The organism is Thermophagus sp. OGC60D27, assembly GCF_052400625.1.
Lineage (GTDB): Bacteria > Bacteroidota > Bacteroidia > Bacteroidales > Marinilabiliaceae > Thermophagus.
The window spans coordinates 64380-77241 of sequence record NZ_JBQTGH010000005.1; the positions used below are offsets into that span (position 1 = coordinate 64380).

A 12862-nucleotide genomic window follows, 5' to 3' on the forward strand; every position below is an offset into this window, starting at 1 on the left:
ACCTGATCAAGGGTATCGCTCTCAAACATACCACAATACAAAGATACCCCTAACCATTGTCCTTAATAAGGCCTTATTAAAAGGCAAACAAAAACAGTAATAATACAGTTAGTTGTTTTCTCCGGGCACAAAAATAGGTTAAACATCTAACAAATAGGTATTGAAAACATTTTTTTCTATTTTTGGACAGCAAAACATTACCTTATGTCAAAAGTAAAGTACCGCTACAATACAGAAACGTTAACTTATGAACCAATAGAACAAGGAATCCGATACAAATTAAAGCGATTCCTTCAATTTTTCTTCTCATCTGCTATTTTAGGTTTCTTTTACTTTTTAGCGTTCTCGTATATTTTTGACAGTCCTAAGGAAAAACGGCTTGCCAGAGAAAATTCTCGTCTTCTATCTCAATACGAGATAATGGACAAGAAACTTCAGCAAATCCAGGTTGCTCTTAACGACATCCAACATCGGGATGAAAACATTTATCGAGTCATCTATCAGGCCGATTCTATCCCTAATTCCATTCGCCGTGCAGGTTTTGGAGGAATGAACCGATATAAGCATCTGGAAAACTTGGACAATGCCAAGCTCGTCATCAACACAGCCAAGAAGCTGGATATCATCATGAAACAGCTCTACGTTCAGAGCAAGTCGTTTGATGAGATTATCGATCTTACTCTTCGTAAAGAAGAAATGTTACGTTGTACGCCTGCCATTCAACCGGTTTCCAATAAAGACCTGAGAAGAACCGCCTCCGGATATGGATGGAGAATAGACCCAATTTATAAAGTAAAAAAATTCCACGATGGCATGGACTTTTCGGCACCCATAGGCACAGAGGTCTATGTCACAGGCGATGGTGTCGTTAAAAGAGTCATTAAATCTTTTGGCGGATATGGAAACCATATTGAAGTCGATCATGGCTTTGGATATACCACATTATACGCACACATGAGTGCGTTCAATGTCAAAGTCGGCCAAAAAGTTAAACGAGGTGATGTCATTGGCTATGTAGGCAATACAGGGAAATCAACCGGACCTCACCTTCATTATGAAGTGAGGGTTAAAGGACGGCCCGTAAACCCGGCTCATTACTACTTCCAGGATCTCACACCTGACCAGTTTGAAAAGATGATTCAAATTGCCAGTAATAGTCATCAAACATTTGATTAGCCACCTAACGATCGGCTAAACAAATATTTGTACTCTACAAAAAAAAGAATTATTATTGCAATTGCTGCCTGATATTCATCGGGCGGCAATTGTTGTTTTCCGATAGCACCTAAATTCATAGAGAATGCCTTACAAAGAGCCAAAAATTGAAAAACTCTATTATTCTATTGGGGAAGTAGCCAAAATCTTCAACGTCAACACTTCCCTGATTCGGTTCTGGGAAAAGGAATTTGACATCATCAAACCCCACAAAAACAAAAAAGGGAACCGGTTATTTACTCAAAAAGACATTGACAACCTTCATCTGATCTACCATTTGGTTAAGGAAAGAGGAATGACCCTAAAAGGGGCACAAAAAAAACTCAAAGAGAACAAAGAAGGAACAGAAAACAACTTTGAGGTCGTAAAAAGACTTCAAGAAATTAGAAAAACACTTTTAGAAATTAAAGAGAATATATAGTTTACCTGCATCTATGGTATTGCTAAAACATATCATTTCAGAAATTGAACAATTTGCCCCTCCCGCTTTCCAGGAGGATTATGACAACACCGGGCTGCAAACCGGCGACCCGAACATGGAAATTAGGGGCATTCTGATCACACTGGATGTCACGGAAGAAGTTTTGGAAGATGCAATTTCGAAAGGGGAAAACCTGATTGTTTCACATCATCCGGTAACGCTTAGTGGCATCAAAAAATTGACCGGCAGTACCGCTGCCGAACGGATATTGGCAAAAGCCATTCAACAGAACATTGCCATATATTCGGCACACACCAGTATCGACAGTGTTGACAACGGCGTCAGTGGCATACTGTCTCAACGACTGGGACTCTCTAACCTGCGGGTATTAGCCCCTCGTACGGGTTTACTACTTAAACTGGTGACCTTTGTCCCAACCCAATATGCCGAAAAAGTACGTTCTGCCCTCTTTGACGCCGGCGCCGGCATGATCGGCAATTACGACTGTTGCAGCTATAACCTGGAGGGGGTCGGCACTTTCCGGGCCGGCGAAGGGACAAATCCTTATGTGGGAGAAAAAGGATCCATTCATTTCGAAAAGGAAGTCCGCATCGAAACAATCATTCCAAAACATTTGAAGAACAGAATTTTGAAGGTTTTGCTCGAAACCCACCCATACGAGGAAGTCGCTTACGATCTTTACCCCTTGGCAAACGTATGGCCAAAGGTGGGATTTGGTGCCATTGGCGACTTACAGACTCCCCTTTCGGAAGAAGAGGCCTTGCAACAAATCAAGAAAGTCACCGGAGCACAATGCATACGACATACCGAACTGATAGGCAATCCCGTAAAAAAAATTGCCGTATGCGGAGGATCGGGCAGTTTCCTCTTAAAAACGGCGATCCAAAATGGAGCCGATATTTTTGTGAGTTCAGACTTTAAGTATCACCAGTTTCAGGAAGCAGACAACAAAATTGTTATCGCCGATATAGGTCATTACGAAAGCGAACAATTGACTAAAGAAGTTTTTTTTGAATTACTTACAAAAAAATTCCCTAATTTTGCAGTCCGTTTGACAAACGTTACAACCAATCCCGTAAAATATTATTAGCAGCATGGCAAAAACTGAGACAAAGAAAAATAGCAGCGAGAAAAGCGTAGAGGAAAAATTGCGCGCCCTGTTTAACCTTCAGAAGGTAATGAGCGAGATTGACAAAATTCAAACTCTTCGCGGCGAATTACCTTTGGAAGTTCAGGATCTGGAAGATGAAGTGGAAGGACTCGAAACCCGCCTCAAGAATCTGAATGCAGAGATTAAAAATCTGAACAACGCCATACAGGAAAAGAAAAACGGCATTAAAGAGGCCGACTTACTGATCAAAAAATATGAATCGCAACAATCAGGTGTTCGTAACAACAGAGAGTTTGAATCCCTTAATAAGGAAATAGAATATCAAAATCTGGAAAAGGAACTCTGCAAAAAACGGATCCGTGAGTTTGAGACCGAAATGAAGGCCAAACAAGAAACATTAACCAAATCGGAATCGCTCATAGAAGAGCGTAAAATGGATCTGGAAAACAAAAGAAAAGAATTGGACAATATTGTCAGCGACACAAAAGATGACGAAGATAAATTAAAGAAAAAGGCAAAAGACATTGAGAAAGGGATTGACGAGCGTTTGCTTACAGCATTCAAACGAATTCGTAAAAATGCCCGCAATGGTCTGGCCGTGGTAACTATTGAAAGAGATGCTTGCGGCGGATGTTTCAATAAGATTCCTCCCCAACGCCATCTGGACATTCAATCACGGAAAAAAATCATCGTTTGCGAATATTGTGGACGAATTCTTGTGGATAGCGAACTATAAATGCGATTTTTGAGCTGAATATTGAGTAGTAGTAACGGGGGTAACCCGTTTTCTTAAGATATTTTTGAACTAAACGGGTTGTTAAAACCCGTTTTTTTATGTCCGATGGTTACCCCTCTTTCCACCTTTAAATTACAATAAACAGATATTTTTAACCGATCGATTGTCACCAACTGCCGCCGGCACCGCCACCGCCAAAGCTACCGCCACCAAAACCACCAAAACCACCGCCCGAGCCACCACCGAATGGACCTGATCCGGAAGAAAAACTACCCCAGCTGCCTGAATGATTTCGACTCCCCGACCCGAGCATTGTCAGTAACACCCAAAAGGGAAGATCATGACCAAGTGAACTGTGGCGTGCTCGCTGACGGCCCAAGGAGGTTAAAAGAATAAGGAAAAAGATAATAATAATCCCCATACCACCTAAAACACTCCCGGAGCCAGCAGTTTTTTTCATATATCCTTCGGCGGTATACTCACCTCTGGTAAGTTCCATCAATACGGAAACGCCGGCAATGATTCCTCCTGTATAGTCATTCTGCTTAAAACGCGGAATCATTTCCCTGTCCACTATTCGATTGGCAACGGCATCGGGTACGACACCTTCCAAGCCATATCCGGTGGCAATAAATGCCTGACCACGTTTATCAGCAGTTTTAGGTTGTACCAGTATGAGCACGCCGTTGTCTTTCCCTTTTTGCCCAATTCCCCATTTTTCTGCCAGTTCAAAAGCGTATCCTGACACATCATAATCGCCCAAATCAGAAATGGTCACCACCGCAATCTGCGTACTCGTCTGACGAGCAAAGGCCACCAATTCCTTTTCTAATGCAACTACTGCCGCGCTTTCGATAACCCCCGCAAAATCATTGACCAGTTTTGGAGGCTGTGGGGGCTCCGGGAAATCCTGTCCTGAGGTTGAAGAAACCATCAAAAGCAAAACCATTAAAGATGTAAATAATCGTATCATGAATCAATCAGATAATTAAACAGTGAATAATCATTGAGCACCGGAAACTCTTTTATACCAAAAGCCAGGAATCATTTCCCGAAAGATATCTCATCCGACAGCTCATTCACATCATCCTCTTTCCAGGCGAAATAGGTTTTCAGTTGCTCTCCGGCCATTCCTATCCCCTCCTCCAGTCCTCGAGCCAACTCTCCATTCTTAAAATGGGAAACCATGAGTTCTTTCGTCTTGTCCCAAAAATCTTCAGGCACTTTGGCATTAATTCCCGCATCACCCAATATGGCAAATTTCCGGTCTTTTACGGCCAAATAAAAAAGGACACCATTGCGCAACTTGGTCTTGTGCATCTTCAGTTTTTCAAAGATAAAAGCAGCTCGATCAAGTACATCTTCGGGGCAGTCCCTTTCAATGTGCACACGGATCTCGCCGGAAGTATTCAATTCTGCCTCTTTAATGGCATTGATAATCTTTTGCTTCTGTTCTTCCGTGAATATATTAACAGCCATAGAATTGTGTTTTAAAACTGAACTTCTGGCGCCTTACTGGCTCCCTCATCCGACTCAAAATAAGGTCGTGGCTCAAAGCTAAACATCCCCGCAATTATATTTTTCGGAAATTTCCGGATATAGGTATTATAGGCTCTGGTAGCCTCGTTAAATTTTCTTCGTTCCACGGCGATCCGGTTTTCAGTCCCTTCCAGCTGTGCCTGCAAATCCAAAAAATTCTGATTGGCTTTTAAATCCGGATATCTTTCCATAACCACCATCAATCGGGAAAGAGCAGATGACAAACCGTCCTGTGCTTTTTGAAAATTCTGCAAAGTCTGCTCATTAAGTTGATCGGCCGATAGATTAATACTGGTCGCTTTGGAACGGGCTTCTATTACGGCCTGAAGTGTCTCTTGTTCATGACTGGCATACCCTTTCACGGTATTAACCAGATTGGGAATAAGATCAGCTCTCCGCTGATAAACATTTTCCACCTGCGACCACTGGGCATCAATACCCTCTTCCAGTTCGACCATACGGTTGTAACCACAACCGGAAAGTAATGGCAGAGTAATAACCGCCAAAAAAATCCATTTCAAATTGCGCATAATTCTCAAATCAATAAATTTAAATGATAATTTACATTCACTTTTCAACCCATCCTACCACCACTTTACATGATGGCCAGATGAATTCACTCTTTCTACAACCTTGTCTTCTAATAAGACAATGATTGTTCCTAATTTATGGACAATTCCCTTAATATCAAAAAAAACGCCAATTAAGGCATAAATGCCAACCTGTCATTGCTTGTTCGAAGAAAACAGCCAAAGCCCCAGAAAGGCAAATCCACCATTTAGCATTAACTTTTCATATCCCAGGCTGAATCCAAACCAATCCAGCGCATTAAAGTCCAGTATTCCGGTCAGTACCGGAGTAAGAACTGCAATCCAAGGAACTGCCCCATCTCTAACGGTTCGAGAGGTGAAAAGGCCAAAAGCAAATAATCCCAACAATGGGCCATAAGTATAACCTGCCAGGGTGTATACAGTGTGGATGATACTATCCTGTCCCAATGCCCCAAACACCATTATTACCAATCCCAGAATCACCGCAAATCCTAGGTGAATTATCATTCTGATCTTCTTGGCTTGGGAGGGATAAAAGTTTCTTATCTTCAAAATATCCACCGTAAAAGAAGTGGTCAGAGATGTAAGTGCCGAATCGGCACTCGACATAGCAGCACTCATTAATCCCAAAAAGAAAAATACGCCCACTGAAACAGGGAGATACCCCCCTGTAGCAATGGCCGGAAAGATATCATCGGCACGTACCGGCATCTCTATCCCCTTAAAACGAATAAAAAGCACCAACAGAGCTCCCAATGACAGAAACAATAAATTGACCGGGATAAAAGCAAAACCATAGGTCAACATATTTTTTCTGGCCTCTTTCAGCGATCTGCAGCTAAGGTTCTTTTGCATCATATCCTGATCCAATCCCGTCATTACAATGGTAATAAACACCCCCGACAAAAACTGCTTGAAAAAATATTGAGATGAACGCCAATCCTCAAATTCAAAAACTTGAGAAAACTCACTGTCACGAACATACCGAATCAGGGTTCCCACATTGGCACCCATTTGATCTCCTATATGATAGATTGTAACCACTACCGCCGTCAAAAAAAGGATCGTTTGCAATGCGTCCGTCCAAATTATGGTTTTAATTCCTCCCCGAAAAGTGTACAACCATATTAAAAGGACCAATCCCATAGCGGTTAGCCCGAAGGAGACACCCAACTCATCGAAAAGTGCTATCTGCAAGACAATGGCCATCAAATAGAGACGGGCCGAGGCCCCAACTATTTTGCTGGCCATAAAAAGCACCGCCCCCGACCGGTAGGATCGTAACCCAAAACGCTCTTCAAGATAGGAATAGATAGAAGTTAATTGCATCCGGTAATATAGAGGCAAGAGCACATAAGCAATAACAATATATCCTGCAAAGAAACCGGCAACCATTTGCATATAGGTAAACCCTACCGAAGTAACATAGCCCGGTACCGACACAAAGGTCACACCCGACAAGGAAGCCCCTACCATCCCAATGGCAACCACCACCCAGGGAGATCGACGATTCCCCAAAAAAAAGCTTTCATTATCGGATTGACGACCTGTAACGACCGATATAGCAATAAGTATCACAAAATAAATACCCAAAAGAGAGATGGTTAATAACGGATCCATACCACAATAGTTATCTTTGATTATTGCGTTTCGCAGCAACAGCCATTTCAAGAGGCCGAGGCAGTTTTATTTATGACTCTACAAAAAAACAATTTAATTTGTAACCCACCACATCATTTGAACAATAATCCCTTCGAGAAGGAACCGACTCTTCACCTTTATTTTTTATTAACTTTGAGACCCAAAAACATTTTCCAATGTCTGAACTAGAATTCCCATCAAAGATACTTGAAAATGCAGTTAACGAATTCGCCAGATTGCCGGGGATAGGAAAAAAAAGTGCACTGCGTCTGGTTTTACATATATTAAAACAGGACAAAGAATCGGTTTACCAATTTGCCAATGCCATCACGACTCTTATCGACGAAATCAAATACTGTAAAAACTGTTTCAATATATCCGACAGTGACATTTGTGCCATCTGTGCCAACCCTCGCAGGGATCAAGCCATTGTCTGTGTGGTTGAAAACGTAAGAGATGTAATGGCCATCGAAAACACCCACCAATATCAGGGTATTTATCATGTTCTGGGAGGACTTATTTCCCCTATGGACGGAACAGGCCCCGACGATTTAACCATCGATCCCTTGGAAGAGAAACTCAAAAAAGGGGAGGTTAAAGAGATCATTTTCGCATTAAGTACAACCATGGAAGGCGACACAACCAATTTTTTCCTGTACCGTAAATTTCAATCCTATCCGGTTAAGTTTACCACCATTGCCCGAGGGGTCGCCATTGGAGACGAACTGGAATATGCAGATGAAGTAACCCTCGGAAGGTCACTAATAGACCGACAGCCTTTTGATAAAAACATTCAATAAACCCATAAACTATGGAAGCCAATAAAATTCTCAAGCAAATCAAAATTATTTTTTGGAGCATCCTGTCGGGCCTAATTTTTTTGCTCCTGACTTCATTAATCGTCGTAAACAAAATAGGTCCCGCGGCAGATTGGTCACTGGCTTTCAAGGAAAACTTTAAAGCTGTAATACTCCTTCTTTCTTTGGTTGGTATTCCTGCCAGTTACTTTTTCCATTCTCAAAAAGTGAAGCATATCAACGCTGAGTTACCATTTGACAAACAATTATTACAGTTTAAAACCAGTTTTTTTATTAAACTTGTAACAATTGAATCCCTGGCTTTTCTGGGCCTAATAGGATATATGTTGACCGCCGATTTTACATTTATATATGTTTTTGCATTATTATTTTTGGCCTATTTAATTAATCGCCCTTCCCGATATAGTATTATTAAAGAGATCAACCCGGAACAATTGGACCAAGACAATAATGAAAATACTGAATAAACCTAATCCAATGATTATAGCAGTTGATTTTGACGGCACGATTGTAGAGCACAGGTATCCGCAAATTGGTAAGGAAAAGCTGTTTGCCTTTGAAACGTTAAAAGCTTTGCAAAAACAGGGGCACCTTTTGATCTTATGGACCATCAGAACCGGTAAAGAATTAGATGAGGCCGTTGAGTTTTGTGCAAAAAACGGTCTGGAGTTTTATGCCGTAAACAAAAACTTTCCGGAAGAAAAATTTGATGAATCCGTTAGCCGGAAAATCAATGCCGACATTTTTATTGATGACAGAAATGTTGGTGGGTTCCCGGGATGGGGAGAAATTTATCAAATGCTCAGCAAAGAAGTTTCTGAAAACGAACGTGAGCTTTTCCTCTCCAGATTCAAAAAAGCTGAAAGAAAAACCTTTTGTGGCTTTATTAAATCCCTATTCTGCAAGCAATAAAAGTACTCTCTCTGCCCTCATCACATCTCCGGCAATATTATGACCCACAAGAAACGGCCGGCTTCCCGCTTCTTCGTATACCGGAAAAGCCAAACGCGATAACGCGTTGTTTTCATTCAAAGATCAAGAGAAACCTTTACTTCATCACCAAAAACCGGCCGTTCAAAAAAACTTCACTCATCTTCTCCCCTTCCTCCAACTATTTTTTCGTAATTTGTATGGCTCAATGAGTTACTGTTATTAAAGCGATACACATCATCAGTTACAGACGGATCAAACGACCCCCTATTCAATTTTTTGACATGAAAAAATTTGCATACATATCAATAGTTTTGACATTCCTTGCTTTGTGCTTACAATCGGCTTATGCTCAGGCACCACGTAAAATATTACGAAAAGCCTATGAACTCATCGACTTGGAATTATATGAAGAGGCTCTGGAAACTCTTGCTCCCCTCACACAAAAAGATAATCCGGAGGCCCTTCTTCTTAAAGGCTTTGCATTGGTAGCACTGGAAAAGCTGCCGGAAGCAATTACTGTTTATGAAAAAATTATGCCCCATTTTTCCCTGGACAAAGGAAACAGGATCCAGGCCATAGAGGCCCACTATTATCTGGCTCAGGCATACCGTCTCAATGAACAACCGGATAAAGCTCTCATCGAATTTACCAGACTGAAGAATTTTGTTACCGATAAAGAATTAAACGCAGATATTGACCGGGAAATACAATATTGCCACAACATGAAAAAACTCATGAACAATCCGGTCTATTTTAAAATTGAACATCTGGGAAAAATCCTTAACAGCAAGTATGAAGATCATAGTCCTGTTACCTTGTATGATGAATCAACCATCTATTTCACCTCCACGCGCCCCGTCGATAGTCTTGAAAGTGTAGGACCTTATTTCGAAAATATCTTTGTCAGCCACTGGAGAAAAAACGGATGGACCAAACCGGAAGTTTTAAACATTCCAGGATATAGAAATGTTAACCGGGCCACTGTTGGTCTTACACCCGATGGACAAGGCCTTATCTTTTTTCAAAATGACGGACTAAAAGGAGCACTCTTTATTACTTACAAAACCTTTGAAGGATGGAGCGACCCGCAACCACTTCCCCCGCCCGTCAATTCCGGATACAATGAAACCCATGCTTCCATCTCCCCCGATGGAAACACCATCTATTTTTCCAGCGAACGACCGGGTGGTCTCGGAGGGAAAGATATTTATTATTCTCACCGTTTGCCCGACGGCTCCTGGGGAAAACCTATCAATGCCGGGGAAACCATTAACACTGAGATGGACGAAGAGGGGCCTTTTATTCACCCCGACAATCAGACACTCTACTTCTCATCCACCGGACACAACTCGATGGGGGGATATGACATTTTCAAAAGCACCAAAACAGAAAATGGGTGGACTAAAGCCCAAAACATAGGATACCCCGTCAACTCACCTTCCGATGATGTTTTTTATGTCCCTACCCCCAATGGGCAAAGGGTTTACTTCTCTTCCAGAAAAGAAGGATCCATCGGACAATCAGACCTCTTCGTGCTTCATTTTCCAGAAGATAACGAGCGCTCCATGGCGGTCGTTTCCTCACACATCTTCAACAGCCAAAATCAGCCTGCCGATAATGCTACCATTTATATTATTAACAACTCTACCAATAAACGATTAGGGTCCTACAAGGTTAACCCATCCACAGGTAAGTTTGTAACCATTATACCCTCTTTTCAGGAATATAAATTACTCATCGAATGCCCGGATCATCAGCCTTACTCACAAATCTTCAAGCTGGGCGTTAAAGACGATTACAAATCGAAAAACAGAGCTATTTATCTTCCTCCCATCACACTTAAACCTATGGATAAGGGCGGTGAACCTCATAAAGAAGTCACCGAAATAAAGTAATTGGACGGTTTTTAGGATAAAGAAGAATAACAATCGTCTTATCTTTTTTTGGGGGAATCACTTTTGTCTTCTTTCAAGTATCAACTACTTTTGTCAGCTAAATATCCGGATATGATAAAGAATGACAAAATAATACTCCGAGCCCTTGAACCTGCAGATGCCGATTTGTTGTACAAATGGGAGAACCAAATGGAGATCTGGCCTGTAAGTAATACCCTGACCCCATTCAGTCGACATAAAATTATAACCTACATCAATCAAACCACTCTGGATATTTATCAAACCCGTCAACTTCGACTTATGATTGATATCCCTGAAGGCGAAATGCAAAAAACCATTGGCATGATTGATCTTTTCGATTTCGATCCCTATCACAGTCGAGGTGGCATTGGTATTATGATTCATAAACCCGAACGGGAAAAAGGCTATGCAAAAGAAGCAGTAGCTCTGTTTACTGATTATGTCTTCAACCATCTGGGACTTCATCAGCTCTACTGCAACATCAGCGAAGACAACCGGGCCAGCATAAAGCTCTTTGAAAGCCTTGATTTCAAGCTGATGGGACAAAAAAAAGATTGGCTAAAAACACCCAACGGATTCAAGGATGAACTGATGTATCAGAAAATTGCCGGTAGGCCGACGATTAATTAGGCTATTGCAATTCTTCAAATGAAGGAAATTCGCTTTTTATGGAATAGGAATTATCCTTCACTTCGGTCTCGATACAGTAATGCTTTAATCCATTGGTTAAAACCAGATAGGGAACACCGAGTGCCGTATTGTAACGAGCGGCCTGACTAAGGGTGGTTGCATCAATTCTTACCGAAGGGGCTTTGCATTCCACAATCATTACCGGCGCTCCCTTTCGGTTGTACAATACAATATCGCACCGTTGTGACAATCCATGAACTTTTATCATTTTTTCCACCCCGGTCAGGCTTGTCGGATAGTGAAGATGCCGGCTCATAAAATGCAAAAAATTCTGCCGAACCCATTCTTCCGGGGTCAATGTCACAAATTTTTGACGCACCTCATCATATATAAACTTTTTGCCCCCTTGTTCCTTAAAACGGAATGAGCATTGGGGCAGATTCAATATTTTCATGGCGTAAAATTAATAACATTATACCTTGTTCAATTAAAATTTGAATTATATTCGTAAAAAACCACAAATATGAAAACAAAACAAGAAATTGTAGAAAACTGGCTTCCGCGCTACACCGGTCGCCCTTTGAAAGATTTCACCCAATACATTATTCTGACCAACTTTCAATACTACGTTGATTTGTTTTCCAAATGGAAAAATGCGCCAATACTGGGTGAAAACCATAACATGCCCAACTGCAGTGCCGAAGGCATTACCATCATCAATTTTGGAATGGGAAGCCCTAATGCAGCAACGGTTATGGATCTTCTCAGTGCCATATCCCCCAAAGCCGTATTGTTTCTGGGTAAATGCGGAGGATTAAAAAAGAAAAACACGCTCGGCGACTTAATTCTACCGATTGCCGCAATACGAAGTGATGGTACTTCAGATGATTATCTGCCACCTGAAGTTCCGGCTCTTCCGGCATTTAGTCTTCAGAGAGCCGTCTCCACCACCATTCGCGACTACGGAAGAGATTATTATACCGGGACTGTCTTTACCACCAACAAACGGGTTTGGGAATACGATGAACGGTTTAAAAAATACCTGGCCAAAACGAGAGCCATGGCCATAGATATGGAGTCCGCAACGATCTTCACCGTCGGGTTTGCCAATTCAATCCCCTCCGGAGCCCTATTGCTCGTATCCGACCAACCCATGATCTCAACAGGAATTAAAACAGAAAAAAGTGACCAACGCGTAACCCGGGAGTTCGTTCATGAACATCTTCAAATAGGGATCGACTCTCTTAAAGAGATTATCAATAATGGAAAATCGGTGAAACACCTTAAATTTGATAGTTAGTTTTAACTTTGTCCGTTCAAAGACAGATTT

General features: G+C 41.6%; 15 protein-coding genes. 10 read left to right on the forward strand and 5 right to left on the reverse strand.

Annotated elements, in window-relative coordinates; all coding sequences use genetic code 11:
- Window positions 1-204 precede the first annotated feature (204 nt).
- The 4 genes from ACT29H_RS07505 (at window position 205) to ACT29H_RS07520 (ending at window position 3504) form a co-directional block, all read left to right on the forward strand.
- On the forward strand, window positions 205-1176 hold the full coding sequence (locus ACT29H_RS07505; protein WP_444820999.1) for a M23 family metallopeptidase: 972 nt from the start codon (window positions 205-207) through the stop codon (window positions 1174-1176).
- Between the two features lie 124 nt (window positions 1177-1300).
- Window positions 1301-1636: a MerR family transcriptional regulator gene (locus ACT29H_RS07510; protein ID WP_444821000.1), complete on the forward strand. Its 336-nt coding sequence runs from the start codon at window positions 1301-1303 to the stop codon at window positions 1634-1636.
- A gap of 13 nt (window positions 1637-1649) precedes the next feature.
- A complete protein-coding gene (locus ACT29H_RS07515) occupies window positions 1650-2747 on the forward strand; it encodes a Nif3-like dinuclear metal center hexameric protein (RefSeq protein ID WP_444821001.1) in 1098 nt (365 codons plus the stop codon).
- Between the two features lie 4 nt (window positions 2748-2751).
- The gene (locus tag ACT29H_RS07520) at window positions 2752-3504 is read left to right on the forward strand and encodes a zinc ribbon domain-containing protein (protein WP_444821002.1); all 753 of its coding nucleotides are present in this window, start codon (window positions 2752-2754) and stop codon (window positions 3502-3504) included.
- 166 nt (window positions 3505-3670) lie between these two features.
- Here the strand turns inward: ACT29H_RS07520 and ACT29H_RS07525 are convergent, their stop codons facing one another.
- From ACT29H_RS07525 to ACT29H_RS07540, 4 genes are all read right to left on the reverse strand, one after another.
- Entirely contained in the window at window positions 3671-4477 is an 807-nt protein-coding gene (locus ACT29H_RS07525; RefSeq protein WP_444821003.1) for a TPM domain-containing protein, read from the reverse strand.
- Window positions 4478-4548: 71 nt separating this feature from the next.
- Complete coding sequence (locus ACT29H_RS07530; protein WP_444821004.1) at window positions 4549-4983, reverse strand: TPM domain-containing protein; 435 nt, start codon at window positions 4981-4983, stop codon at window positions 4549-4551.
- 11 nt (window positions 4984-4994) lie between these two features.
- Window positions 4995-5573, reverse strand: coding sequence for a LemA family protein (locus ACT29H_RS07535; RefSeq protein WP_444821005.1), 579 nt, complete (start codon window positions 5571-5573; stop codon window positions 4995-4997).
- Between the two features lie 195 nt (window positions 5574-5768).
- Window positions 5769-7214 (reverse strand): sodium:solute symporter, encoded by a 1446-nt coding sequence (locus ACT29H_RS07540; RefSeq protein WP_444821006.1) that lies wholly within the window; start codon window positions 7212-7214, stop codon window positions 5769-5771.
- A gap of 197 nt (window positions 7215-7411) precedes the next feature.
- Here ACT29H_RS07540 and recR point away from each other — a divergent pair, with 197 nt between their 5' ends.
- The 5 genes from recR to ACT29H_RS07565 all read left to right on the forward strand — a co-directional run bounded on the left by recR (window position 7412) and on the right by ACT29H_RS07565 (window position 11532).
- Complete coding sequence (recR, locus tag ACT29H_RS07545) at window positions 7412-8035, forward strand: recombination mediator RecR (protein WP_444821007.1); 624 nt, start codon at window positions 7412-7414, stop codon at window positions 8033-8035.
- Window positions 8036-8046: 11 nt separating this feature from the next.
- Window positions 8047-8520, forward strand: a complete 474-nt coding sequence (locus tag ACT29H_RS07550) for a hypothetical protein (protein WP_444821008.1) — start codon at window positions 8047-8049, stop codon at window positions 8518-8520.
- 10 nt (window positions 8521-8530) lie between these two features.
- On the forward strand, window positions 8531-8965 hold the full coding sequence (locus ACT29H_RS07555; protein ID WP_444821009.1) for a BT0820 family HAD-type phosphatase: 435 nt from the start codon (window positions 8531-8533) through the stop codon (window positions 8963-8965).
- A 302-nt stretch (window positions 8966-9267) separates the two neighbouring features.
- Window positions 9268-10881: a hypothetical protein gene (locus ACT29H_RS07560; RefSeq protein WP_444821010.1), complete on the forward strand. Its 1614-nt coding sequence runs from the start codon at window positions 9268-9270 to the stop codon at window positions 10879-10881.
- A 111-nt stretch (window positions 10882-10992) separates the two neighbouring features.
- Window positions 10993-11532 (forward strand): GNAT family N-acetyltransferase, encoded by a 540-nt coding sequence (locus ACT29H_RS07565; RefSeq protein WP_444821011.1) that lies wholly within the window; start codon window positions 10993-10995, stop codon window positions 11530-11532.
- Between the two features lies 1 nt (window position 11533).
- Here ACT29H_RS07565 and ACT29H_RS07570 read toward each other — a convergent pair whose 3' ends face one another.
- Entirely contained in the window at window positions 11534-11986 is a 453-nt protein-coding gene (locus ACT29H_RS07570) for a type I restriction enzyme HsdR N-terminal domain-containing protein (RefSeq protein ID WP_444821012.1), read from the reverse strand.
- Window positions 11987-12055: 69 nt separating this feature from the next.
- On the opposite strand from ACT29H_RS07570, the gene ACT29H_RS07575 reads away from it, so the two are divergent.
- Window positions 12056-12832, forward strand: coding sequence for an AMP nucleosidase (locus tag ACT29H_RS07575; protein WP_444821013.1), 777 nt, complete (start codon window positions 12056-12058; stop codon window positions 12830-12832).
- The last annotated feature ends 30 nt before the right edge of the window (window positions 12833-12862 follow it).

Excerpts from the sequence above, each read along its gene's own strand:
- ACT29H_RS07525 (WP_444821003.1), bottom strand. The coding sequence starts at position 4,477 with ATGATACGATTATTTACATCTTTAATGGTTTTGCTTTTGATGGTTTCT.
- ACT29H_RS07535 (WP_444821005.1), bottom strand. The coding sequence starts at position 5,573 with ATGCGCAATTTGAAATGGATTTTTTTGGCGGTTATTACTCTGCCATTA.
- ACT29H_RS07540 (WP_444821006.1), bottom strand. The coding sequence starts at position 7,214 with ATGGATCCGTTATTAACCATCTCTCTTTTGGGTATTTATTTTGTGATA.
- ACT29H_RS07520 (WP_444821002.1), top strand. The coding sequence starts at position 2,752 with ATGGCAAAAACTGAGACAAAGAAAAATAGCAGCGAGAAAAGCGTAGAG.
- ACT29H_RS07560 (WP_444821010.1), top strand. The coding sequence starts at position 9,268 with ATGAAAAAATTTGCATACATATCAATAGTTTTGACATTCCTTGCTTTG.
- ACT29H_RS07550 (WP_444821008.1), top strand. The coding sequence starts at position 8,047 with ATGGAAGCCAATAAAATTCTCAAGCAAATCAAAATTATTTTTTGGAGC.
- ACT29H_RS07570 (WP_444821012.1), bottom strand. The coding sequence starts at position 11,986 with ATGAAAATATTGAATCTGCCCCAATGCTCATTCCGTTTTAAGGAACAA.
- ACT29H_RS07565 (WP_444821011.1), top strand. The coding sequence starts at position 10,993 with ATGATAAAGAATGACAAAATAATACTCCGAGCCCTTGAACCTGCAGAT.
- recR (WP_444821007.1), top strand. The coding sequence starts at position 7,412 with ATGTCTGAACTAGAATTCCCATCAAAGATACTTGAAAATGCAGTTAAC.
- ACT29H_RS07505 (WP_444820999.1), top strand. The coding sequence starts at position 205 with ATGTCAAAAGTAAAGTACCGCTACAATACAGAAACGTTAACTTATGAA.
- ACT29H_RS07510 (WP_444821000.1), top strand. The coding sequence starts at position 1,301 with ATGCCTTACAAAGAGCCAAAAATTGAAAAACTCTATTATTCTATTGGG.
- ACT29H_RS07515 (WP_444821001.1), top strand. The coding sequence starts at position 1,650 with ATGGTATTGCTAAAACATATCATTTCAGAAATTGAACAATTTGCCCCT.
- ACT29H_RS07555 (WP_444821009.1), top strand. The coding sequence starts at position 8,531 with ATGATTATAGCAGTTGATTTTGACGGCACGATTGTAGAGCACAGGTAT.
- ACT29H_RS07575 (WP_444821013.1), top strand. The coding sequence starts at position 12,056 with ATGAAAACAAAACAAGAAATTGTAGAAAACTGGCTTCCGCGCTACACC.
- ACT29H_RS07530 (WP_444821004.1), bottom strand. The coding sequence starts at position 4,983 with ATGGCTGTTAATATATTCACGGAAGAACAGAAGCAAAAGATTATCAAT.